32 protein-coding genes are annotated in these 23,525 nt (G+C 38.7%); 18 read left to right on the top strand and 14 right to left on the bottom strand.

Going from position 1 to position 23,525, the window contains the following annotated elements; genetic code table 11:
- Window positions 1–18 precede the first annotated feature (18 nt).
- The 5 genes from ACY650_RS16285 to rsmA all read right to left on the bottom strand — a co-directional run bounded on the left by ACY650_RS16285 (window position 19) and on the right by rsmA (window position 4,114).
- Window positions 19–417, bottom strand: coding sequence for an HIT family protein (locus tag ACY650_RS16285; RefSeq protein ID WP_462248997.1), 399 nt, complete (start codon window positions 415–417; stop codon window positions 19–21).
- Complete coding sequence (gene greA, locus ACY650_RS16280) at window positions 417–887, bottom strand: transcription elongation factor GreA (protein WP_462248995.1); 471 nt, start codon at window positions 885–887, stop codon at window positions 417–419. The genes ACY650_RS16285 and greA overlap by 1 nt, the downstream gene beginning before the upstream one ends.
- A 161-nt stretch (window positions 888–1,048) precedes the next feature.
- Complete coding sequence (locus tag ACY650_RS16275; RefSeq protein WP_462248993.1) at window positions 1,049–1,993, bottom strand: NAD(P)-dependent oxidoreductase; 945 nt, start codon at window positions 1,991–1,993, stop codon at window positions 1,049–1,051.
- Window positions 1,990–3,354, bottom strand: a complete 1,365-nt coding sequence (mgtE, locus tag ACY650_RS16270; RefSeq protein WP_462248991.1) for a magnesium transporter — start codon at window positions 3,352–3,354, stop codon at window positions 1,990–1,992. Before mgtE ends, ACY650_RS16275 begins: the two co-directional genes overlap by 4 nt.
- 1 nt (window position 3,355) lies before the next feature.
- Window positions 3,356–4,114, bottom strand: coding sequence for a 16S rRNA (adenine(1518)-N(6)/adenine(1519)-N(6))-dimethyltransferase RsmA (rsmA, locus tag ACY650_RS16265; protein WP_462248989.1), 759 nt, complete (start codon window positions 4,112–4,114; stop codon window positions 3,356–3,358).
- Window positions 4,115–4,237: 123 nt separating this feature from the next.
- On the opposite strand from rsmA, the gene pdxA reads away from it, so the two are divergent.
- The 8 genes from pdxA (at window position 4,238) to ACY650_RS16225 (ending at window position 10,430) form a co-directional block, all read left to right on the top strand.
- Window positions 4,238–5,281, top strand: coding sequence for a 4-hydroxythreonine-4-phosphate dehydrogenase PdxA (gene pdxA / locus ACY650_RS16260; protein WP_462248987.1), 1,044 nt, complete (start codon window positions 4,238–4,240; stop codon window positions 5,279–5,281).
- A gap of 68 nt (window positions 5,282–5,349) precedes the next feature.
- Window positions 5,350–5,862, top strand: coding sequence for a YceD family protein (locus ACY650_RS16255; protein WP_462248985.1), 513 nt, complete (start codon window positions 5,350–5,352; stop codon window positions 5,860–5,862).
- A gap of 25 nt (window positions 5,863–5,887) precedes the next feature.
- Window positions 5,888–6,079 (top strand): 50S ribosomal protein L32, encoded by a 192-nt coding sequence (gene rpmF, locus ACY650_RS16250; protein WP_089356102.1) that lies wholly within the window; start codon window positions 5,888–5,890, stop codon window positions 6,077–6,079.
- An 11-nt stretch (window positions 6,080–6,090) separates the two neighbouring features.
- Window positions 6,091–7,089, top strand: a complete 999-nt coding sequence (locus ACY650_RS16245) for a beta-ketoacyl-ACP synthase III (RefSeq protein WP_462248982.1) — start codon at window positions 6,091–6,093, stop codon at window positions 7,087–7,089.
- Window positions 7,090–7,111: 22 nt separating this feature from the next.
- The gene (gene efp / locus ACY650_RS16240; protein WP_462248980.1) at window positions 7,112–7,675 is read left to right on the top strand and encodes an elongation factor P; all 564 of its coding nucleotides are present in this window, start codon (window positions 7,112–7,114) and stop codon (window positions 7,673–7,675) included.
- A gap of 64 nt (window positions 7,676–7,739) precedes the next feature.
- Complete coding sequence (gene accB / locus ACY650_RS16235) at window positions 7,740–8,231, top strand: acetyl-CoA carboxylase biotin carboxyl carrier protein (RefSeq protein ID WP_462248978.1); 492 nt, start codon at window positions 7,740–7,742, stop codon at window positions 8,229–8,231.
- A 12-nt stretch (window positions 8,232–8,243) separates the two neighbouring features.
- A complete protein-coding gene (gene accC, locus ACY650_RS16230) occupies window positions 8,244–9,590 on the top strand; it encodes an acetyl-CoA carboxylase biotin carboxylase subunit (protein ID WP_462248976.1) in 1,347 nt (448 codons plus the stop codon).
- Window positions 9,591–9,677: 87 nt separating this feature from the next.
- A complete protein-coding gene (locus tag ACY650_RS16225) occupies window positions 9,678–10,430 on the top strand; it encodes a hypothetical protein (RefSeq protein ID WP_462248974.1) in 753 nt (250 codons plus the stop codon).
- A 28-nt stretch (window positions 10,431–10,458) separates the two neighbouring features.
- Here the strand turns inward: ACY650_RS16225 and ACY650_RS16220 are convergent, their stop codons facing one another.
- Complete coding sequence (locus ACY650_RS16220; RefSeq protein ID WP_462248972.1) at window positions 10,459–10,875, bottom strand: hypothetical protein; 417 nt, start codon at window positions 10,873–10,875, stop codon at window positions 10,459–10,461.
- Between the two features lie 82 nt (window positions 10,876–10,957).
- On the opposite strand from ACY650_RS16220, the gene xerA reads away from it, so the two are divergent.
- From xerA to ACY650_RS16185, 7 genes are all read left to right on the top strand, one after another.
- Complete coding sequence (gene xerA / locus ACY650_RS16215; RefSeq protein WP_462248970.1) at window positions 10,958–11,842, top strand: site-specific tyrosine recombinase/integron integrase; 885 nt, start codon at window positions 10,958–10,960, stop codon at window positions 11,840–11,842.
- 43 nt (window positions 11,843–11,885) lie between these two features.
- On the top strand, window positions 11,886–12,440 hold the full coding sequence (locus ACY650_RS16210; protein WP_462248968.1) for a hypothetical protein: 555 nt from the start codon (window positions 11,886–11,888) through the stop codon (window positions 12,438–12,440).
- Window positions 12,441–12,705: 265 nt separating this feature from the next.
- Complete coding sequence (locus tag ACY650_RS16205; RefSeq protein ID WP_462248966.1) at window positions 12,706–13,227, top strand: hypothetical protein; 522 nt, start codon at window positions 12,706–12,708, stop codon at window positions 13,225–13,227.
- A gap of 163 nt (window positions 13,228–13,390) precedes the next feature.
- The gene (locus ACY650_RS16200) at window positions 13,391–13,996 is read left to right on the top strand and encodes a hypothetical protein (RefSeq protein ID WP_462248964.1); all 606 of its coding nucleotides are present in this window, start codon (window positions 13,391–13,393) and stop codon (window positions 13,994–13,996) included.
- A gap of 231 nt (window positions 13,997–14,227) precedes the next feature.
- Window positions 14,228–15,058, top strand: coding sequence for a hypothetical protein (locus tag ACY650_RS16195; protein ID WP_462248962.1), 831 nt, complete (start codon window positions 14,228–14,230; stop codon window positions 15,056–15,058).
- A 203-nt stretch (window positions 15,059–15,261) separates the two neighbouring features.
- The gene (locus ACY650_RS16190) at window positions 15,262–15,687 is read left to right on the top strand and encodes a hypothetical protein (RefSeq protein ID WP_462248960.1); all 426 of its coding nucleotides are present in this window, start codon (window positions 15,262–15,264) and stop codon (window positions 15,685–15,687) included.
- Between the two features lie 83 nt (window positions 15,688–15,770).
- Entirely contained in the window at window positions 15,771–16,877 is a 1,107-nt protein-coding gene (locus ACY650_RS16185; RefSeq protein WP_462248958.1) for a linear amide C-N hydrolase, read from the top strand.
- Window positions 16,878–17,426: 549 nt separating this feature from the next.
- On the opposite strand, the gene ACY650_RS16180 is transcribed toward ACY650_RS16185, so the two are convergent.
- A complete protein-coding gene (locus ACY650_RS16180) occupies window positions 17,427–17,921 on the bottom strand; it encodes a hypothetical protein (protein ID WP_462248956.1) in 495 nt (164 codons plus the stop codon).
- Window positions 17,922–18,117: 196 nt separating this feature from the next.
- Between ACY650_RS16180 and ACY650_RS16175 the strand changes: the two genes are divergently transcribed.
- Window positions 18,118–18,579, top strand: coding sequence for a JAB domain-containing protein (locus ACY650_RS16175; protein ID WP_462248954.1), 462 nt, complete (start codon window positions 18,118–18,120; stop codon window positions 18,577–18,579).
- Between the two features lie 51 nt (window positions 18,580–18,630).
- Here the strand turns inward: ACY650_RS16175 and ACY650_RS16170 are convergent, their stop codons facing one another.
- The gene (locus ACY650_RS16170) at window positions 18,631–19,179 is read right to left on the bottom strand and encodes a hypothetical protein (RefSeq protein WP_462248952.1); all 549 of its coding nucleotides are present in this window, start codon (window positions 19,177–19,179) and stop codon (window positions 18,631–18,633) included.
- 88 nt (window positions 19,180–19,267) lie between these two features.
- Between ACY650_RS16170 and ACY650_RS16165 the strand changes: the two genes are divergently transcribed.
- Both ACY650_RS16165 and ACY650_RS16160 read left to right on the top strand, forming a co-directional pair.
- Window positions 19,268–20,401, top strand: a complete 1,134-nt coding sequence (locus tag ACY650_RS16165; protein WP_462248950.1) for an RNA-guided endonuclease InsQ/TnpB family protein — start codon at window positions 19,268–19,270, stop codon at window positions 20,399–20,401.
- Window positions 20,402–20,997: 596 nt separating this feature from the next.
- Entirely contained in the window at window positions 20,998–21,288 is a 291-nt protein-coding gene (locus tag ACY650_RS16160; RefSeq protein WP_462248948.1) for a hypothetical protein, read from the top strand.
- Window positions 21,289–21,324: 36 nt separating this feature from the next.
- Here the strand turns inward: ACY650_RS16160 and ACY650_RS16155 are convergent, their stop codons facing one another.
- From ACY650_RS16155 to ACY650_RS16130, 6 genes are all read right to left on the bottom strand, one after another.
- Entirely contained in the window at window positions 21,325–21,873 is a 549-nt protein-coding gene (locus tag ACY650_RS16155; protein ID WP_462248946.1) for a hypothetical protein, read from the bottom strand.
- Between the two features lie 90 nt (window positions 21,874–21,963).
- Window positions 21,964–22,215 (bottom strand): hypothetical protein, encoded by a 252-nt coding sequence (locus ACY650_RS16150; protein ID WP_462248944.1) that lies wholly within the window; start codon window positions 22,213–22,215, stop codon window positions 21,964–21,966.
- Window positions 22,216–22,237: 22 nt separating this feature from the next.
- A complete protein-coding gene (locus ACY650_RS16145) occupies window positions 22,238–22,615 on the bottom strand; it encodes a hypothetical protein (protein ID WP_462248942.1) in 378 nt (125 codons plus the stop codon).
- A 19-nt stretch (window positions 22,616–22,634) separates the two neighbouring features.
- On the bottom strand, window positions 22,635–22,823 hold the full coding sequence (locus tag ACY650_RS16140; protein ID WP_462248940.1) for a hypothetical protein: 189 nt from the start codon (window positions 22,821–22,823) through the stop codon (window positions 22,635–22,637).
- A gap of 19 nt (window positions 22,824–22,842) precedes the next feature.
- Complete coding sequence (locus ACY650_RS16135) at window positions 22,843–23,160, bottom strand: type II toxin-antitoxin system PemK/MazF family toxin (protein WP_462248938.1); 318 nt, start codon at window positions 23,158–23,160, stop codon at window positions 22,843–22,845.
- On the bottom strand, window positions 23,154–23,411 hold the full coding sequence (locus tag ACY650_RS16130; protein WP_462248936.1) for an AbrB/MazE/SpoVT family DNA-binding domain-containing protein: 258 nt from the start codon (window positions 23,409–23,411) through the stop codon (window positions 23,154–23,156). Before ACY650_RS16130 ends, ACY650_RS16135 begins: the two co-directional genes overlap by 7 nt.
- Window positions 23,412–23,525 lie beyond the last annotated feature (114 nt).

Here is a 23,525-nt window from a genome sequence, read left to right as displayed (position 1 = left end):
TTTATGCTTCGAAGCTGTTTACTTTCCGTAAACTTCTTTGATTTTTTTTGCTGTTTCAGCAAGTTCTTCCTTGCTAGGAGACAACTTCATTTGACTAAAGTTCATGTCATCGACAGCATTAATTGGAATCAAATGCACATGCGCGTGTGGTACTTCTAGTCCGATAACCGATACTCCTATTCGCTCGCACGGAATGACTTTTTCAATTGCTTTTGCAACTCCTTTTGAGAAGGAAAACAATCCTGCTAACGTCTGATGATCTAGATCAAAGACATAGTCAACTTCTTTTTTAGGGATAACTAACGTATGCCCTTCTACTAGTGGATTGATATCCAAAAAAGCAAGATAGTTATCATCTTCTGCAACGATGTGTGCAGGAATTTCTCGCTCAGCAATTTTTGTAAAGATGGTTGCCATTAGACTGTAATATCGAGTATTTCAAATTCAATATCCCCGGCAGGTACTTTAATCATTGCATTCTCCCCTTTCTTCTTCCCTAGCAATCCTTTTCCAATTGGAGATTGAACCGAAATCTTTCCACTTTTAAGATCTGCTTCTTCTTCAGCCACCAGTTGGTATGTGACTTCCATGTTATTCTTCTTATTCTTGATCTTCACCGTAGAAAGAATAGAAACTTTAGAGGTATCAATGCTTGACTCGTCAATTACTCTCGCATCACCCACAACTGTCTCTAACTTAGAAATCTTAAGTTCAAGCAGCCCTTGAGCCTCTTTCGCAGCATCATATTCTGCATTCTCACTGAGATCTCCTTTATCTCTCGCTTCTGCGATCTGTTTAGCCATATCGGCCCTTCCTTTGGTCTTCAGCTCATTCAACTCAGCTTTGAGTTTATCAAGACCGTCTTTCGTGTAATAATTAACTCCCATAATTGACAATACCCCTTTAAACAAAAAATAACGGCCTCACATTGAAGCCGTTTTCCTGTGTTTGCTAATACAATGCAAATATATGAAGAAATAAATTCTATTCAATTCTATCCCCGGATTCATTCAAAACGAAAAAATCTATAACAGACACATCTCGTTGATTACTTGCTAGGCAGTAGAGATATTTTCTCTGCGATTACTTCACTTATTCGTTGGTAGGACTCATAGGTCCAGCCTCCTACATGTGGAGTCATCACCACGTTTGCCGATTTTGACAGCTTCTCCAGCTGTATTCGTTCTTCCTCAGAATAAGTATTCAGCTTCTCATTCTCCAACACATCCAATGCCGCCGCGTAAATTGTCCCGTCTTCCAGGAGTTTTATCAAACCCTTTGTTTCAAGAATTTCACCTCTGGCAGTATTTAGAATGACTTTAAGATTTTTAAATCTCCGCAGATAGTCTTCATTAAAAAGCCCTTTTGTATCGTCGTTGAGCGGAATGTGGATACTCAATATCTCCGTGCGATCCATCAGTTCCTGAAGCTCTACACTTTTAATCACCGAACTATCCCACACATCTTTGTATTTATCGTAACCTATTACTTCACATCCAAAACCTTGTAGTTTGGCACCAAACGAATGTCCCATATTCCCGACTCCATAAATACCAACAACTTTCCCTTTTAGCTCGATTCCTCGATTTTCTTCTCTTTTCCAGGCACCTTCAGCTATTTCGTAGTTGCCAGATGGTATTCGATGCAACAGAGAGAGTAACATTCCAATGGCATGCTCTCCTAAAGCATCTCTGTTTCCTTCAGGAGCATTCAACGCATCTATCTTCTTAGCTATTAAATACTGCTCATCCACCTTATCCATTCCTGCTCCTGCTCGTGCAACAAATTTGAGGTTAACAGCACGATCGATCATTTCTTTGTCTACTGAAGTCTTACTCCTTATTATGAGACCCTCAAATTCATGAATGATGCTCAAAATTTCATCACGCCTGATATTCGGAGAATAGACCACCTCATACCCCAATTCTTTGAGGAGTGGCAGGATACATTCGTGCATGTCATCAGCGATGAGGATGCGCTTTTCTTTCATCATAAATTATACAATAGGTGTGCTGTCGAGAAATAGACAGCCAAACCGAGCAAATCGTTCGTTGTAGTAATAAAAGGTCCTGAGGCCAATGCAGGATTTACACCAAAGCGATTTAAAAGCAGTGGTGTAACAGTGCCCATAAAAGATGCGAGCAAAACAACCGCAAAAAGGGCAATGGATACCGTTGCTGCCAGTGGTTGCTCTCGCATAAATAGAATGACAGCACCAAAAACCATCAACGAAAGTATTGCCCCATTAACGATGGCAACAAAAAACACCTTAAGTAATCGTTTCCACATGCTATCGGCAAAAACATTGGGGTTGGCCAAACTTTGCACTACGATAGACGATGATTGAATACCAACATTTCCTCCAGATGCCGTAATCAGAGGGATAAAAAATGCGAGTGCGGGGACAATGATGATTTCTTCTTTAAAGAAACCCATGAATTGTGCGCCTACTAAACCACCAGCCATGCCGATGATTAACCAAGGAAGACGTGCACGTGAGATTTTCCATACAGTATCATCTTCTTCAACATCTGAGCTTACCCCTGTCATCAACTGTCGTTCTTCTTCTGCATTTTCTCTGATCACATCAATGACGTCATCGATGGTGATTCTCCCCACCAATCGCCCTCTGGCATTCACCACTGGGATGGCTTCCAGATCATATTTCTGCATGGCGCTGGCAACCTCTTCTTCGTCAGTTGATGTTTCAACAGAGATGATTTGATCATCATAAATATCTGCAACCTTCGCTCCTGACTTACCGAGAATCAGGTTCTTCACTCCCACTTTTCCAAGTAAGTTCTCCTTATCGTCCACCACATAAACAGAATAAATCTTCTCTACACTCTCGGCCTGTAGGCGAATTTCTTCAATGCACTGCGAAATGCTCCAATTAAGGTTCGCTTTAATAAGCTCCTTTGCCATCAACCCGCCAGCAACATCTTCGTCATATTCTAGAAGCTCCATTAGGTTGGAAGCTTTCTCTTCATCTGAAATCTGTCGGATCACCTCATTACGATCTGCCACACCCATCTCGTAGAGAATATCAGTACCGTCATCGGAATCCATCAATTCCACATATGAAGCCAAATCTGATGCTGAAAACTGTTGAATGAATTCTTGTCGAACGTCTTCCTCTAAGTCTTCCAGAATGCTGGCACCTATTTCAGAGGAAAGCAAGTCGAAAACAAACTTGCACTCTACCGAATCAAACTCATCTAATAGTGCGGAAATATCAGCAGGGTTGACTCCTTCCAATGACGTCTGGATAAAGGAATTATCCTGCTCATCCAGCGCTTGCTGAAAGCGATCTTTAAACTCGACGGATAACTCAAAAGTCATTGGTGATTCCATTTCAGGAGATTTTTGCCGTAAGCGAGATAAATTCTTGAACTGACAACTGCTCCGCTCGTTGATTCAGCACTTCAAGTGACGAAGCAGTGTCCGACAAATTTAGATCTTTTAGCGCGTTGCGCAAGGTCTTTCTTCGTTTGCCAAAGCCAGCTTTAACCACACGTTTAAATAGCTTTTCATCACAAGCCAATTGTGAGACTGAATTCCGCTTCAGACGAATTACTGCTGACTGTACTTTAGGTGGTGGATTGAAAACCCCTGGGGGTACCTTAAACAAATAGTCAATATCATAAAACGCTTGCAAGAGCACACTCAAAATGCCGTAGGTTTTATTCCCATGATTGGCACAAATGCGATCAGCTACCTCTTTCTGAATCATGCATACCACTTCATCCACCTTCTCCCGGTCATCCCATATTTTAAAGAATAGCTGCGAGGAGATGTTATAAGGAAAATTGCCGATCACATTAAATCGCTCAAACGGCACGTCATATTTAAGGTAGTCTTGAAATAGAAACCGGTCACTTTTGGTAAGGTAGTTGGCTTTCAGATAGTCTATCGATTCTGAATCAACATCCAGTGCATAGAAATCAATATCATCCTCTTGGAGCAGGTATTTAGTTAAAACACCCGTACCAGGCCCTATTTCCAAGACCGGAAGCTTCTCTTCATTCGTCATTGACTCAACAATTTTTTGAGCGATGTTTTCATCCTTCAAAAAATGCTGACCTAAATGTTTTTTTGGTTTAACGCTTGCCAACTTATGCTCCGTTTATATCATTGCGAAAACACGAGTGGTTGAGTGAGTCAGATTTAATTTTCTGGTGGAACAAACAACTACTGAATTTTCAGATTAACTTCAATTTTATAAAAGTACGCTGCAATGGGTGAATCTTCGGATAAAAAAAATAAACCTATCATCGGTATTTCCATTGGAGATGTGAATGGAATTGGCCCTGAGGTAGTTATCAAATCGCTCGAAGACAACCGAATCCTTAAGCAATTCACTCCAGTCATTTTCGGATCTGGAAAGGTGATCTCCTTCTATCGCAAAAACCTTAATAAGGAGAATTTCAATTTCCAGCAGATTTCAAAAATTGAAAAGGTGGTTCACAAGAAGGTGAATGTCTTGAACGTTTGGGATGACGCCGTTGAAATTTCACCAGGTGTGGCAAATGAGGTTGGAGGAAAACACGCAGTGCTTTCTCTACAAAGTGCCGTTTCACACCTAAAAGAAGGAAAGATCCATGCGCTGGTCACTGCACCATTGAGTAAGGAGCTTGTTCAGTCTGATGAATTCAAATTTCCTGGACATACAGAATATCTAACGCAAGAAGCGGGAGAAAAAGAAAGCCTGATGTTTTTGGTCCATGAAGGATTGCGTGTAGGAGTTGTGACTGGTCACATTCCAATTAAAGATGTAAGCGCAAAAGTCACCAAAGAGAAGATCGTTATTAAGCTTCAGAAAATGCTGAAGTCATTGCAAAAAGACTTTGGAATCAAAAAGCCAAGAGTAGCTGTATTGGGAATGAATCCGCATGCTGGAGAAAATGGGTTATTGGGTGATGAAGAAGAAAAGGTGATTATCCCAGCAATCAACGAGGTGAAAAGTGGACATCACATCGTAGCAGGTCCATTTCCAGCTGATGGCTTCTTTGGGATGGGCACCTACAAACAGTTTGACGGTGTGTTAGCAATGTATCACGATCAGGGTTTAATTCCATTTAAGACTTTAGCCTTCGAAGAAGGCATCAATTATACTGCAGGTTTACCTTTTGTACGCACCTCTCCAGACCATGGCACCGCCTTTTCTATAGCAGGGAAAAATGAGGCAGATGAGACCTCTTTTCGCAATGCGCTCTATCTGGCAAATGACATAATTCGCCAACGAAATGAAAATCAGTTTGATACTGAGGACGAAAAGTAATTAATAAAGCTTTTGTAGTACTCGGATTCTATCTAAATTTGCGGGTCTTTACCGGGAAGTGGACGGAAATGAAGGAATTGAAAGCGTATAAGATTGAGATTTTTGGACTGAGTAACAACACTCATGACTTCAATTTCACCTTTGATGATGATTTCTTCTCACATTTCGAAAACAGCCTTGTAAGCAAGGGCAAAGGCACTTGTGATGTGATTTTGACAAAAACGGATTCAATGATTACACTCAATCTTAAGGTTGATGGTACCCTTGAATTGGAATGTGATAGAAGCTTAGAGTTATTTGATTACCCGATTTCAGTATCGAAGGAAATCATTTACAAATACGGAGATGAGGAGAAAGAATTAAGTGAAGATGTCTTTGTAATCTTAAAAGGTGAGCAAGAAATCAATATTTCTACGTTTCTGTACGAATCAATTAGTCTTGAAATACCGATGAAAAAACTTCATCCAAAATTTGAAGACGAGTTTGAAGGTGATGAGATGATATACATTTCAGAAACCGACAAAGAATCACAAGAAGATAGCACTGATCCCAGATGGGAAGCCCTAAAAAAATTGAAGTAAGAAAAATTTAGATAGAGAAAGAAAGATGGCGCATCCAAAACGAAAGATTTCGAAAACGAGAAGAGACAAGAGAAGAACTCATTATAAAGCTACTCCAAAGAGCTTTGTGATTTGTCCTACTACAGGTGAGGCTCACCTTCCACACAGAGCTTTCTGGCATGAAGGCAAACTTTACTACAAGGGTAAAGTAGTGATGGAAAAAGAAGTTTTAGCCTAAGCTAAGTCCTGATGCCTAAAATTCACGCAGCAATCACCGGTGTTCATGGTTATGTCCCTGAAGATGTAATCACCAATAAGGATCTTGAAAAGATGGTGGACACCAACGATGAGTGGATCACTTCAAGAACGGGCATCAAACAAAGACACATTTTAAAAGGTGAAGATCAGGGCACCTCTGTTATGGCTGTAAAAGCTGCAGAAGGACTCCTTGAGAAAACCGGTGTTAAAGCTGAAGATATTGATTTGGTGTTGTGTGCAACCACGACACCAGATCTTGTATTTCCAGCTACTGCAAATATCATTTCCAATAAAATCGGCGCTGTAAACGCATTTGGATATGATATTCAAGCTGCTTGTTCGGGTTTCCTATACGCGTTGGCTACAGGATCTCAATTCATTGAGACCGGTAAATACAAAAAAGTATTGGTTATCGGTGCGGACAAGATGTCTTCAATCGTTGACTACACCGACCGTGCCACGTGTATCATTTTTGGTGATGGTGCCGGAGCAGTAATGCTCGAACCTACTGAAGAAGATTACGGCGTAAGAGATTCCGTTTTAAAATCTGATGGTTCTGGAGAGCCATTCCTTCACATGAAGGCTGGCGGTAGTCGAAGACCGGCGACTGAAGAGACTGTTAAGAATCGCGAGCACTTCGCATATCAGGAGGGCTCTACCGTATTCAAATTTGCAGTGAAAAACATGGCTGATGTTGCAGCGCAGGTCATGGAAAGAAACAATTTAACAGCAGATGATGTCGCGTACCTCGTACCGCATCAAGCAAACAAGCGAATCATTGATGCTACAGCTAACCGAATGGGCGTTAGCGATGAAAAAGTAATGCTCAATATCGCTAACTATGGAAATACCACCAGTGGTACGATTCCATTATGTCTATTTGATTATGAAAGCAAGTTGAAGAAAGGTGACAACCTGATTCTGGCAGCTTTTGGTGGAGGATTTACCTGGGGATCAATCTGGGTAAAGTGGGCATACGATCCAAAATAATAAACTAACATCCTAATAATTCATGGCAACTACTTCCGACATTAAAAACGGACTTGTGATTGAGTTTAATCACGATTTGTTCAGTGTAGTAGAGTTCCAACATGTAAAACCTGGGAAAGGTCCAGCGTTTGTTAGAACTAAACTTAAAAGTATCACCACCGGAAAAGTGATTGACAACACGTTCTCTGCAGGGCATAAAATCACAACTGCGCGTGTTGAGCGAAGACCTTATCAGTTTTTATATAAGGATGATATGGGATATCACTGCATGGACACAAACACTTATGAGCAAGTAGCAGTGCAAGAAAACCTCATCAATGCTCCTAAGTTCTTGAAAGATGGACAAGAAGTAGAGATCCTTTTCCATGCGGAAGAAGAAAAAATACTAGGCTGTGAATTACCACAACATGTGATCATGACTGTGACACAAGCCGATCCTGGAGTAAAAGGAAATACGGCTACAAATGCGACCAAAAATGCAGTTGTAGAAACAGGTGCAACGATCCAGGTTCCTATGTTTATTGAGCAAGATGAAGTCATCAAGGTCAATACGGCAGACGGAACATATGTTGAGCGCGTAAAATAATTGCGCTCACCCAAGAGAAATTTTATACCTTAGTTCTTAAGATTTTTTAATCAACAATTAACCTATGAAGGCCAAAGAAATTCAAGAATTGATCAACTTTCTATCTGAGTCAGGATTGGAAGAAGTAAATATCGAAACCGATAATTTTAAGGTAAGCATCAAACGAAGCGCTGAGCAACAAGTGATTGCAGCGGCGGCTCCTGCTCCAGTTGCAGCAGCTCCTGCTCCTGTCACTGCTCCGGCACCGGCACCTCAAGCAGCACCTGCTCCGGCTCCAGCTGCTGACTCTGGAAGTGCTCCAGCTGCAGATGCAAATCTTGTAGAGATCAAATCTCCAATGATTGGAACATTCTACCGATCTGCAAATCCGGAGTCTCCAGCATTTGTGGAAGTAGGTAGCTCAGTAAAGGCAGGTGATACTGTATGTATCATCGAAGCGATGAAACTTTTCAATGAAATTGAATCAGAAGTGTCTGGTAAAATCGTGAAAGTATTGGTTGACAATGCGCAGCCGGTAGAATACGATCAGCCACTATTCTTAGTTGATCCATCGTAAAACATTACGCTTATGTTTAACAAGATTTTGATCGCCAATCGAGGCGAGATTGCATTGCGTATCATTCGTACATGCAAAGAAATGGGCATCAAAACGGTAGCTGTTTATTCTAAAGCAGATGCGGACAGCTTGCATGTTCGATTTGCAGATGAAGCCGTTTGTATCGGCCCGGCAGCTGGAAAAGATTCATACCTGAAGATTCCTAACATCATTGCTGCAGCAGAAGTAACCAATGCTGACGCGATTCATCCTGGTTATGGATTCTTGTCTGAAAATGCAGAATTCTCGAAAGTGTGTGCTGAAAATGACATCAAGTTCATTGGCGCCAGCGAAGAGATGATCAGCAAGATGGGAGATAAAGCAACAGCAAAAGCAACGATGATTGCTGCTGGTGTTCCTGTTGTTCCGGGTTCTGAAGGACTATTAGAGTCTGCTGAGCAAGGGATGAAGCTTGCCAAAGACATTGGATACCCGGTAATGATTAAAGCTACTGCCGGTGGTGGTGGTAAAGGAATGAGACTTATCCATGAGGAAAGTGAATTCCAAAAAGCATGGGACAGCGCAAGACAAGAGGCGGCAGCATCTTTCGGCAACGACGGCATGTACATGGAGAAATTCGTGGAAGAGCCGCGTCACGTAGAGATACAAATCGTTGGTGATAGCAGCGGAAAAGCGTGTCACCTTTCAGAAAGAGATTGCTCGATCCAAAGAAGACACCAGAAGTTGATTGAAGAGACCCCTTCCCCTATCGTTTCGCAAGAACTGAGAGAGAAGATGGGAGCTGCAGCAATCAAAGGTGCAGAAGCTATCAAATACGAAGGTGCTGGAACCGTTGAATTCCTGGTAGACAAGCACGGAGAGTTCTACTTCATGGAGATGAACACGCGTATTCAGGTGGAGCACCCTATTACTGAAGAAGTTACTGATTACGACCTTATCAAAGAGCAGATCAAAGTAGCTGCTGGAGAGAAGATTTCGGGAAGAAACTACTACCCGCAGCTTCACTCGATTGAGGTACGAATCAATGCTGAAGATCCTGCTAATGGCTTCCGACCAAGCCCTGGTAAGATCACAAACCTTCACTTCCCGGGTGGACATGGTGTGAGAATAGACAGCCACGTGTACGCTGGATATACCATCCCTCCTTTCTACGACTCAATGATTGGTAAGCTGATCGTGAGTGCGCAGACAAGAGAAGAGGCGATCATTAAGATGAGACGCGCGTTGGAAGAGACAGTGATTGAAGGAATAAAGACTACGATTCCATTCCACTTGAAGATGATGGATGACGAAGCCTTCAAGTCTGGAAACTTCACGACGAAGTACCTAGACACTTGGGACTTCAGTGTCCTGGATTAAGGATTCTATCAACAAAATATGAACCCTCTCCGAATTGGTGAGGGTTTTTTGTTACCTAACACTTTGACTTTCGTTAGAATTAACCCTATGAAAGTCGCTCAACCACTCCTACTCGTATTTGCACTTGCAGCTTTAAGCCCAACATTTTCGCAATCTGCAAAAGAGGTAGCCATAGATTCTGCTGTACGTGCAATTCTATTGAGTGACATTCATGGTTACAAAGGAAAATACTCGTTTGCCAAGCAATATTGGGATCAGTTTGACAGTGGCATTGTGCATACCGCCTGGCAACTCTATGAAAGGAAGAAGGAACGCAATGTGGCACTGACTACACTCTCACGGAATGACGTCATATTGTATGCAGAGGTCTACCAATGGGAGTATAATGTAGACTGGGATGGTGAGGACATGCAACAATTGTTGGATTATACAACTTTAGCAATACGCAACAGAGGTGGGTTGGACTCCAGTATGAATTTCAGTCACCTTTCAAAGCTTCCCAATCAATTCACGTTTGGTTACGGTTGTGGAGCAGCCGGTTCTATACCAGAGGCAGGTGCACGTATGCTTGAATTCGTAGAAGCAGATGATCTCCAAATGCTCGATTCTTGGCTTTACAGTGTCAACCCTACCCTACGTGCATATGCTTATTTAGGCTTCCGCTTACTTAAGGCTAGAGGTAAAACCTTGGACTCGACCACTCTTGAGCGTATGGATCGTATTGCGCACTCCTCTATTGAGATTTATTCGTGCTCAGGCTGTACACAGTGGGGATACCGACCGATTTACGAAGTTCTGGATGGGGATAATGTGAGGTGGTTTTTGGAGAGGTATGAGTAAATTTTTGTGATTGGTAATCACCAAGAATTTATTTTTTCCACACCTGTAAGGTTAATTCATCCATATAATCCTGCTTCTGAACAATCAGTGCTTTCTCAATGTCTTTTTCAAAAATTGGTGCGAATGCATAGTCATAAACCATATAATAGATATTGGCAGAGGTCTTGAAGATCCCTGAAAAACACCTAAAATCATAGCCCATTTGTTCCATTACTTCTCTTCTCACCGTTGCTTTTCCTTGTGGCGACAGTGTTTTTAGAATTGTCCTATTATGCCTAATTATTCGGTTTGTTTGACTAATCGTTATTTCACCATAACTCTTATTTCGATTATGGAAAGCTGACTTACAGCCTGCATCGCAATATTTTTTTCCTACCCTCCCTTTCAGTTCTTTTCCACATTCCAGGCAATGTCTAATGTCATAGTGCAATTCTTTTCTTTTCATAATCGTATTATTAAACGTATATATACGTTTTTATTCGTTTATTAATACAATTAAGATATTTAATTGATCGTGATTTGAGTGCATGTTGATCAAACAAAATATCATTCAGGAGTATGAAAGTGCTATTTCGATGCTTGAGTCTAAAATTGAGATGTTACGCTATAGCGATTCTACAAAACGTACGTATTCGCTTATGTTTCGTCAATTTCTCAGATACACATATCCAAAAAGGCTTTCTCAGATCTTAAGCGGCGACATATATGCGTATCAGCATCATCTTGTTACAACCAGGAAGTGTTCTCGCTCTTACCAGAATCAGAGTATAAATGCAATCAAATTCTACCTAGAACATGTATTAGGCCAGGAAAGGCAATACTTCGATTTGCAACGACCTAAGAAAACCTTCAAGCTTCCGGAAGTATTGAGTGCTGACGAGGTGGCTAGAATATTAAAAGCCACTAAAAACATAAAGCATAAGACCATCCTCACTACACTTTACTCTGCAGGGCTAAGGATGGGTGAGTTGCTAAGTCTTAAAATAACGGACATCGACTCAGAACATATGCGTATTTGGATTAGAGAAGGCAAAGGATGCAAAGATCGATTGACTACCCTCTCCCCTCATCTATTGGAGTTGCTTAGAATTTATTACCAGCAATACCGCCCTAAAAGCTTCCTTTTCGAAGGTCCCGATGGAAATGCTTATTCACCTACAAGTGTCCGAAAGGTTTTGTATCGAGCAGTGAAAGATGCAGGCATACGTAAAAAAATAAGACCACATACATTGAGGCATAGTTTTGCTACACACCTACTTGAGCAGGGTACTAATCTGAGATATATCCAGACATTGCTGGGGCATAATAGTCCTAAGACAACACAGATATATACTCATGTGAGCAGTAAGAGTTTGGAAGATATACGGAGTCCGTTGGACAACTTGGTAGCTACGGGTATATTTGAAAGGTGAATAAACGACATAACGTCGTTTACACAGATGTTAGCCTCAATATATGATTCGATACATTCTACTATTTGCTCCATCAACTTTTGGGCTTCTGACCTTTGGGCAGTCTAACGGAACAATTGAATACTTAGCAATCAAGAACCAAATTCCATCTGTGAACTTTAACCTTCCAGATGTTACAGAATGGAACTTAGTAATGGATGTCCCACCTGAACCTGGTAACAAAGGAGTACTGATGTTCAAACATAAACCAATGGATGTCCAATGCTCTGACTGTAAAGTCGAACCAATTATTGCAGTTCTCTACGAATCTGTTTCAGACAGCATTGATGCCGTTGAATATAGTGTCGGCAACATTGGAACAAAACCATATAAACTCAATTACAACTTATTGGGAGGATACCCTGAACATTCGGGTGATAAGCAATCTGTGGTCTTTGACGCCAAATATGTGAGAGATGAAATTGAACACTCAGTTATCCTAACCTACATAACGAATAACAACTTCGGAATTGAAATAATCTGTGATAGCACTACTGAAGCATTTCCTATAGTTGAAGAACAAATGAGAACTTTTGTGAAGAACTTTAGCACAGAATAAAAGAGGCTAACAAACGATATAGTCGCATGGCCTTGCTTAGTCCTCTGCAAAGTTCCTGCTAAACATCCTGCGTATCTACCGCCAGGAAACTGAAGTGCTTTCTACTTTCCTCCGCTCATGGGAGTTTTTATCTGTATAACGCAGTGCTTACCTGATACTTTGAATGCACCGGCAGATAAGCTACTTTTATCGCTATTAATTAAGCTCGGAGGCCACAGCGCCATATCTGGGCGTTAGGCAATATTAAAACAAGAACGAAATATCAATGACCCAAGTAGCTTTTTTACGAAAAGCAGACATACCAACAAAAACAGAAATTGAAGGAATTATCAAAGGACTTGGTTATGATTTCGAAATTTTAGAAGACTCTGAAAACATTGTTGAACTTAACGGAATTTCTTGCTCAATAAACGGACACGAAACATACTTTGAAATCTATTTTGACCAACCGACAGAAATAACCAACGATTGTGATTGGATAATACCTGACTTAACTAATCAGGATACGGCTATATCATTTGTTTGGGGAGCGGACTTTGCAGCAGGTGCCTGCATTGGACTTATATCAATTGCACTTATTGACAAAGGACAAGCACTTGTTTACTATTTGGATGACGAGATGAAATACTCAAGAGAAATGCTTGTTGCTGACACTCCACAATTCTTGACCGAACTTGATAAACAAAAGAAAAATAATGCTCCAAACCCTTCAGTTAAAAAAACAATAACGAATGGGAATTCCGAGAACAAAAGCTTTTGGGACAAACTGAAAGACCTGTTTAAATGATAATAAAAAACATTGCCTAACAAGGTATATAGCCAATAGGGCATTTAGAGATAAATTGAAAGTCCTGTTCTTTAAGCAGGCAACGCCAAAACAAAGTTTTGACGTTTAACAAAAAAGAAATTAAAAGTAAAAACGTTTGTATTGGCTTAGTGGTAAACCGAAAGTGAAGTACTTCGAATCTGCCCTACTGGCCATACACAGTACGTTAGGTGTAATTACTTCCATGAGCATAAGAACCCAAGTAAAAAAACTTTTAGGTGATGGACTAACCAAGGACGAGGTATTCAACGAACTCATCGGTCAAATTGATGAAGAAAAATTAAGAAAAACTCTAGCTACTCTGCCAACTCGAGAACAACGAAAAAGTAACAGAATTTTGCATGGATCACTAGTTTTCTTACTTTCTCTGAACATCTTATTCAATTTAGTAGAGCAACTGGGTAACAACTTCACAACACTCTATGATTTATTAGTCAATTTATTCATCCTGATAGCAGTAATTCAATATAGAAATTGGGTTTTTCTCGGAGGAGCAATCTGGTTCTTATCCATGTTTGGATTAACTTCTTATCAGATAAACGACGTGCTAAATGGTGGCTTAACTCAACTAGAACTAATTGCCTTCTTGACTCTAGGAATAACGATATTGCTAATAATTATCCTTATGCTAACTATTAAATCCCGTGTATTCCCATATACAACTTTCTTTCTATTTAAGCGCAATGAATTTCAGAAGGTGATCTATCAAAAAACACCTAACAGACGCTGATCGGGCATATGTCAGCGTGCTTTTTGGCTGGTTTCGGTGCAACTCGACCATGATATCTGCCGCTGAGAAACGGCAGTGCTTTCTACTTACTTCAGCACTCAGGAGCTTTAGATTTTCGGAACGCAGTGTCATTTGGAACCGTTGTGAGCTTCGGCAGATTTCACTACTTTAGTGCTATTCACTAGCTGTGGACATACGCCCGATAGCTGGACGTTGTGGGGCATGTAATACATGAAGATATTTCGTAAACAAACAGGAAAGAACAAACTCTTAAAACTCTTTAAGGCAGTAACTCAAAGTGAGGCAGAAGACTTTGACACCAAACCCTTAATCGAATTGATTTTATCAACAGCAAAGGACTGGAAACTTAACCTAGACAATTTTTATATAACAGGTCCATATCCCAATGATGGATGGAAAACTAAAAAAGGATTTGTAAACGGGCTGATCAAGAAGAATTATAAAAACATTCATCATCTTCTAATTTCTGACTCTAACAATCTATTTGAAGTGAATTTTGAAAATTGGTCTCATAACCGAACAATTGAGGTTCTAAGTGATACAATTTCGCTGGAATTGATGATTGATGGTGAAATTGCATCGAATGATGAAATCATTAAGTTGGCAGAACGATTTTATTCGGCTTTTCAATTTCAGTATGGATTTCAATTTGACCAATCAAAGAACTTTTCAATAAGTGAGGGAAAAATTAAGAATGGATTGTTTTCTTACTCAGAAAAGAACAATGAAGGTTACGGAAAGTGGTCAAAATACGCATCTGCTATTAAGGATGGATACCTCCGAAATATTTACTGTGTTAATTTGATTTCTGAAGAACACCTTCACAATGAAATATTAAAAGATTTAGCAGAGAAGTTTGGAACTCTCAATCGGAGGCAAAACTTCTATTTATGGAAACTTGACAATAATGAAGTTGAAAATGTAAAGTCTCAATTAAAAAACTCTGAACTGCTAGTCGAAAACGATGAATTTGATAGTACCAATGCCTACCAATTCATAACTCAGGAAATTGAAAAATACGCCCCACAACAAGCGCTATGAATGAATGGGGTTTAATCGGTCAGGAAATTTTGGTGGGGATTGGAAAGTCCGCCACAATTAATAAATTTAAACAAACGTGTGGCTATGTTCGAGATGGAAGGTTAGTACTTTCTAATCCCCACTCATCATAGCTTGGCGTTGTGGTGCATTTGACGCAACCATTTTTAAGAAACTTCATCCTCTAAAAGAAAAACTATAACGAAATGAAAAAAATATTAATCCTAACGATAATCGGAATAGCAGTATTGAGCTGCTCGGATGAAAGGGCATGTCCCGAATGTTTAGAACTAACAACAAAAAGCTTACTATACACTGATTCCGAAGGGGTTAATCTTTTGTTCGGCGACCAAGCAATTTATAATCCTGAAAACTTATTCATCATCGACAATAATAATAGAGAGGTGGATGTAAGGCTCCAAGAAGAAAACGGAACTATTGCATTTGATCTCGGGGTAAATGCCACTTCTTATCGAATTTTTTTAACAGATACTTTTGAAGACGAATTACAATTTGAACTGGCTGAAAGAAAAAGTGAAGTGTGCTGTGGAAACGTTACCTTTTCAACTAAAACAATATTAAACGGACAAGAGATTGACAATAGTGATTTCATAATTGTAATTGTCACCTAAATAAATGCAACACAACAATACCTAAACTGCATTAAAACGCAGTTTAGCCAGACCGTTGGATTTAATTAAAAAAAATAATAATCATGGAAAACAAAATGTATCGAATAATTAGTCTTTTGCTTGCCTTTCTACTCATTTACAATCCAGTATTTGGATGCACAGGTATCACTTTAAAATCTAAAGATGGCGGAATTATTGTTGCAAGAACTGTAGAATGGGCCTTAAGTGATGCACAACACAATAAAATCCTAATCGTACCTAGGAACAAAAAATTTAAAGGTCAAACTCCTCAAGGATATAATGGTAAGTCTTGGACGGGAAAATATGGGTTTGTAACTCTTACTGCCTATGGACAAAACTATGGTCCAGATGGTTTAAATGAAGAAGGCTTGTACGTTGGAGTATATTATCTTCCAGGATTTGCAAAATATAGCACATTTGACCCTAAAAAAGTAGCCAATTCAATGAGTGTGGGAGACTTAATGCAATGGATGCTTTCCTCATTTAAATCCGTAGACGAAATTATTTCAAACCTTAACTCTGTGATCGTAGTTGAAGTTATCAATAAAGAGTTTGGTGGTGCCGATCTACCCTTTCATTTTAAAATTGCCGACCCTAGTGGGAATAGTAAGATTATAGAAATTGTTAACAACGGTGAAGTAAAAGTATATGAACCTTATTTGGGCGTTATCACAAATTCACCAACTTATGACTGGCATATAACTAATCAAAGAAATTACTTAAGGCTTACAAGCGCACCCAATCCTGAAATGAATTTTGAACCCTACAATTTAAAACCAATTGGAGGTGGATCTGGATTACTAGGGATACCAGGTGATTTTACTCCTCCATCAAGATTCACAAGAGCTGCAGCATTCACTGCATCATGTCGCCCTTTAGAGAATAGTACCGATGCGGTTCTCGAATCATTTAGAATACTAGATAATTTTAATATCCCTTTAGGAGCTCATGTTCCGAAAGAATACATCCCAAATGACATAAGTAGTGCAACGCAAATTACAACCTCGTCAGATTTGAAAAACAAGGTGTTTTATTTTCATACTATGTGGAATAGACAAATTAGAAAAATTGATTTAAAGAATATTGATTTTGCTACAATCAAAGAACAAATAATTGATGACGACAAGGCAAAAACCAACAATATTAAAGATGTCTCACCTAATAAATAAAAACTAAAGCCAACAATGGCTATAATTCATTGTGGTTTTGTGCCACACCAAAATATAAGTATAAAACAACTGCTGATTTCTAAGCGGAAAAATCCTGCGGATGATTCCACAACGAAATTATAGCCGAGACCGTTGGTGGTAATTGCGGTAATCGCAGAGATATGAGGATTTTCACAAAAGAGGAATTATCGGGTCAGTGGAGTAACGAAAACTGGGGATTCCAAATAACTGGAGACCATTCGTTCATTATGCTCAATCAAAATAAGGAGCAAGTTGGAAAAGGAACGTTCAAAATTCACGAGAACTTTCTTGTTTTCGATTATCAACTCGATACCACTAGGTGGCAATGGACTGCTAGAATTGATGAACTTAAAAAGAATACCTTAACCTTAACTGATTTAACTAACGAAGTTGGCAAGCAAGAATCCCTGAGACAAACTTACCATGGTATTGACCTAATTAAACATTTCGATTTTGATCATTTTGAGAATGCAACGATTGATTCAATTAAAAAGCAACTAGAGGTTGACGCACTTCCCCTGAACAGGATTATTGACTCGAACGGAAACGAAACGGAGTACTATTGGTATTGGAATAACCATAACAGGTTTTCGGTTGTAATATCGAAGGAACTTTCTGATATGCCAATCTTGACCTTGCCAACTGTGCCTCTTCTTCAATATCAACCATCATCTTAGTAAGCGCTTTTGTTTCATCAGCAGTAAGTCTTTCTACATTTTTCTCGAATCCTTTTGGTTCCATCTTTTCATCCACAAGGTCGAAATAAGTAGTTAGCTCTTCTTCTGCTCTTATCGGATCATCGGCAGCGAATAGAATTCTTATGTGTAGATACTGTAGTCTATAGTTTGTGCCTCCTAAGGTAGTTTTTGATTTCTCTGCATAATAAATAGCATCTTCAAATTCATCTGACTCAAAAAGCTCTTTAGCTTTATAATAATACCCTTGAGCCCTAAAGTTTGAAGATTGACTGTAGCATAATGTCGCTAAGAAAATATTCAGAATAATTAGCAAAAATTTGGTCATACTTATCAAGCATTATCATTCCTAATTTAGCATTTCTAACACATAATGTAAAATTCCAGTATTGACATCATATATGTGATATCGCAACTCATCAATTAATTTCCCATCCTGTTTTCTTCACGGCAAAGTAGATCCCGATTTGATATACAGTACCGCCACGCTTCAAATAGCAATCTTATCTAGCCTAAAAAACATTATGGAAAATCTAGATAACCACATCCAATTCAAAAGCTTCGTCGGAGAGATTGAAATTGATTACAAACCAAAAAGAACTCCTAAGAAAAAAATTAAATCTTCCCAAGATTGCTACAATACACTTAAGCCTTTGTACAGTTGTATCAACTACAAAGAGAAAAGTTGGGCGATTTTTCTAAATAGAGCAATGAACACAATTGGATATGCACGAATAAGTGATGGAGCATCTAATGCCACTCTTATCGATACCAAAATAGTCCTTCAACATGCATTAATGTGCCATGCTATTTCTATTGTAATTTCTCATAATCATCCATCGGGAAACAAAAAGCCCAGTGAGGCAGATATTCAAATTACAGAAAAGCTTAAAAAAGTGTGTGAATTATTCGACATTAATCTAATTGATCACTTGATCTTAACAGATGAAAGTTACTTGAGTTTTGCAGATGAAGGGATTTTATGATCCCTTTATTATGCTTATAATTAATGCTCAACTTTTCAAACCAAATCCAATCTATTTACCCGTTTTTAGGTTTCCTTCCATCGTTGTTGGATTATTTCCTCCTTGAGTTGGCTCAAAAGTACTCCCTTGATTACCACTTCCAGAATTACCTCCAGACTTTGAATCATTTATATCTTCACCACTACCCGCTAAAGGTCTTCCTTGCTTCTTCTTCTGAGATTTTTCTTTGTCAATTGTTGATTCTGGCATTGCTGTCATTATTCGCCATTCAGAGGCATGATCATCAATTTTCTCTAATCTTGTTTGCGTATCGTCATCAATTGAAAATTCATTACCATAAGGATGTTCTACCTCAGATGATATTTCATCTAAAATTTCCTTGATTCGAATTTGTTCACCACTTCGAAATACTTCTTTCCAAGTCATGAGCTGATTCAGCTTTTCTGTTTTATCTAAATTCTCAACAATACCATCAACTACCTCAATAAGTCCTTTTTCATTCTTAATTTCTTTATCATTTAAATCAAGATTTTTAAACTCATTTTTGTCTTTATGATATTTCTGCGGGAAAACCCATCCATACTTTGTGGCTTTAGCCATGGGATGAAAGCAGAATAAGCGTTATATTCGATATACAATAACGTGTCTATTGGTGTTGAACGTTTTCTGATCCAAACCACGTCATCAAATGCAAATAGCTACCTACAAATACAAGCTTGTTCCTAACTCCAAGGTGAGAGAGAAATTTGATCAATGGATTGGAACTTGTCGTTGCATTTACAACCTTGCCTTAGAAACTAAAATTTACGCTTACAAAGCACATAACCTCTCTCTTTCTAAATTTGATCTCATAAAGCAATTACCTGAGTTAAAAACGGAACACTCTTGGATGAAAGATGTCCATTCTCAAACCTTGCAGGATGTGATCGAGCGGATGGATCTATCGTATCAATCCTTTTTCCGTGGTGGTGGATTTCCAAAATGGGCAAAGAAAGACACTTATCGATCCTTTGCTTTTAAACAAGGGGTAAAGGTCGTTGACAATCATGTGTATCTTCCAAAGATCGGTAAAGTCAAATTTCGTAAGAGCCGTGAAATGCTTGGAACCTTGAAGCGTACTACGATCGTCAAAGAAGCTGATGGATATTACATCTGTTTTTCCTGTGAAGTAGAGATTACTCCTAAAGCATCCAATGAGAATCAAGTTGGAATTGATTTAGGAGTAGCTCATTTTGTAGCTACAAGCAACGGAGATCTCTACGATTCTAACCAGGTGCTAAAAAGTCATCTATCTGCATTGCGAGTGGAACAACGTTCTTTGGCGCGAAAGAAGAAGTTTGGTTCTAACTGGTACAAACAAAAAGAAAGGGTGGCCAGACTGCACCTAAAGGTGAAACGAGTAAGAAAAGACCATCATCATAAACTAAGCACTCAGCTTATAGATCAATGTGGAGTGTTGTTACTTGAGGATCTGAAGCTTAAGAATATGACTCGTTCGTCGAAGGGAAGTATAGATGAGTCTGGTAAGCGAGTTAAGGCTAAGTCTGGATTGAACAGATCTATCCTGGATGCAGGTATGGGAATGTTTGGAACCATGCTGGAATATAAAGCTCAGTGGTATGGACGGACGATAATCAAGGTAGATCCTAAATATACTTCACAAGAATGCACTGCTTGTGGTCATCGGGCAAAGGAGAACAGAAGTGGTATCAAGTTTAAATGTGCCAGCTGCGGCCATGAGGCACATGCAGACGTGAATGCAGCAAAAAATATACTGGCTCGGGCAAGCGCCAGTGGGAGTCAACGTAAGGCAGTAGCCTAAGCGTTTCCCAAGAATCCCATCGGTTTTAACCATGGGAGTGTCAAAGTAAAGTAATGAGTCATATATGTTCTCGCTTGTTATATCTCTAACCAGTTCTGGTATCCCATGCTCCCCATAACCTTCAATCTTGCGAAAAACCCTATTATTTTTCTCATCAATATATACACGTTCTAATTTCATGTTCGGTCCTTATAATGTTCTATAAACAATTCTAATACCTTCTTTGAAAAGTGATAACAATAGGTAACTTGATGGGCCTGTGTCTCAACTCATAACTTTGGCTGTAATTACATTCATGTGATCAACATATCTACAGCGGATACGGAAATAGAGGATAAATTATATCCAACTAATCAATTTCATTTGACCTTTGCAGAGCGTTTAACATATCTAATTTGGCATTCTGATATAGTTATTAAAGACATTTAAGTAGATCTAAAAGTTTCTAAGTCTGGCGGACTATATTGGATGGAAGGATCTCGATTTCCAGGTGTGTACGTCGACGAACTTTTTAAGATGTATGATTGGGACTTAGAGTGGCTATTAAATTGTAATTGAGTTTTGTTTAGTGTTTATCTTATATAACCAAAATCTATATGGAAGGAATCAGTATAACTATCATTGACAAGCAGGCTACTGAATCAGCTGAAAGAAAAAAAAGAGAAACGCTTTTGAAGAAGTTCTGTGATATTTATGGCGTTGAATTTGAACGAAGCGAACCAGTAGGAATTACAGGTAATTCTATTCCTAATTGGCCTTTCGATCCTGATAGAATGGTAACAATCAATTATTATCATATACAGCTAAATGGAAAGTTCACACGTATTCTAGATCAATACAATGCACTTGTATCATTTTGCTCAATCAGAAACTTTGAGGCGACATAGTGTCTAGGTAGTTGCGGGGATAAATGTTTTATCAGATTAATCATTAATCATTTTTTTGATGACTTTATCCTCATACCTAATTACAATATCTACATCTTCAAAACTTTTTGCAATACCTACACTGGTACTAATTAAGTTACCAAATTCATCAAAAGTTTTTATTGCACGGTCAGAATAAACAGCCTGGTGCTTATAATGATTAGTTTCTCGATAAACAACGTCGTCACTAAACCAATTCATCTCTACCTTTTTAATGAAATCCTCACCATACGCATATACTTTTCCTTCCCAGAGAAATGTACTTTCTTCCTGCCAAAAAGTGCAAGAAATATACTTATCTCTAAGTTGAACGATCATTATGTAGTAGTTGGCATTCTCATTATAATCTCTTTTTCCATCTTTTTCAGTGTATTCTACTTTGAAGATGAAATCCTCCAATATTTCCATGCGCTTAACTTCTTCAAGACTAGACCTGGATGATCTCCCGTAAAGGTTCATTATAATTTTATCAGGAGAAAACTGTGCGTTGACTTGAAAAAAAGATAGTAACGCTACGAATGAGGCAACCAATTTGAAAAACTTCATTTGATGTTCGTTTATTTACAATTCTATTTGTTCACTAAATACCAAATAATGAAAGAGATTGCTAATAATGTAATTCATATCTTTATTTTTTTACACTTTTTCTACAAGCCAGGCATTCTTTGAAGGATTCTCCAAAGTCACTTTTCCTAGCTCAGTTAAATTCAAATCTTCATCGATCAATTTTAACCCGATTAGGAAGTTGATAACCAGCATACCTTTTTCTTCTCCCTTTTCATTATCAGGAAGTTCCATGAACCACCGATAGAATCCTTTCTCACTCACTACCCCTTCATTCTCTGACAAGAATATTAAAGCGTCTACTATGTTGTCAGGTCTGCTCATCGTTCGTGTAATTAGACTTTTTTCATCCTTTTTTTCTTCTGAAATAAAATTGATTGTTCCCTTTACCAAACGGAGCAATAAATTCCCAATTCCTTTCTTCAAAAAATTCAATTACCATCAAGCCAGAGCTCCCAGGAAGTAACAACCTCTCATTTCTATTTATTTCCCAAAGCCATATCACACCATTTGGCAAACCCTTATTAATAGCATTAGATAAATCAATTGATGTTTCCCCTTTATAATGATTGTGGACAGCTATGATATTAACTTCTATTGAATCAAGCAGAAACAATTCAAAGTTGCCAGTATTGCTGTTTTGAATACCTACATGAATACCTTGACCGAAACTACGAATACAAAACAATTGAAATATTAATAATACTATAAAACCCTTTTTCATTTGTTCGTTTTATAATACTCTATCTGAGTTTTTCCTTTGTCTTGATTACCAAGTATTCTTTCCCGTATTTGAGAAATTGACCACTATCAAGTTCTATTGCTTCTTCCGCATTCTCAACACTATAAAAACCGCCAATTGTCTCTTCATAATCTGGCATTTCGATCTTCTTCAATAGACCAGTTTCGGTGAGTTCAAATACTTTGTACATATCTATTCGTTTTATGATACTATTTCTTCAACATCTCGATTAGACCATTAACCACTCTATCTTGTTCATCTTCCGATAACCGTCCAGATTTGTTTACTAATCTTTTCTTATCAATTGATCGGATGTGATCTAATGCTATCATACCTTCTTTACCTTCGAAATTCACAGATATTCTTGTTGGATAGCTTTTGCTGGTTGTAGTAAGTGGACATACTAAAACCGTATTTAAGTTTCTGTTCATTACATCTGGAGAAACAATTACAACAGGTCTTGTTTTTTTCATTTCGCTCCCGATGGTTGGATCAAGATTAGCCCAATAGATATCGAATCTTACCATTCCCACTCTTCGTTATCAAAATCCTCAGTTACAGAAAGGAAGTCAGAAAAATCGTCATCTTGACCGTCCTCCATATTGGCTTTAATGAAAGCTTCATCCCAACCTGATCTTGATTCTGCAAGTGGTTTGATGAGTAATCCATCATCTGTATCTACTAATTCCAAATCACCGCTTAGATCGTGTCTTTCTATTAATGATTTAGGTAGCCTTACTCCTTTAGAGTTTCCTATCTGTACTAGCTTAACTATCATAGCATAAAGATAAGTAATTACATTGTAATTACAAAATATCAATCAACCCTTACTTTACCTGCTACCACATGATAAGTCAAAATGGCTACTAGTTGATCATTGTTTTCAGGCTTC

The sequence above is a fragment of the Ekhidna sp. genome (assembly GCF_963691765.1).
In the GTDB taxonomy this organism is placed as follows: domain Bacteria; phylum Bacteroidota; class Bacteroidia; order Cytophagales; family Cyclobacteriaceae; genus Ekhidna.
The sequence above is the reverse complement of the archived record's forward strand: the minus strand, read 5'-3'. Positions and strand labels throughout refer to the sequence as shown.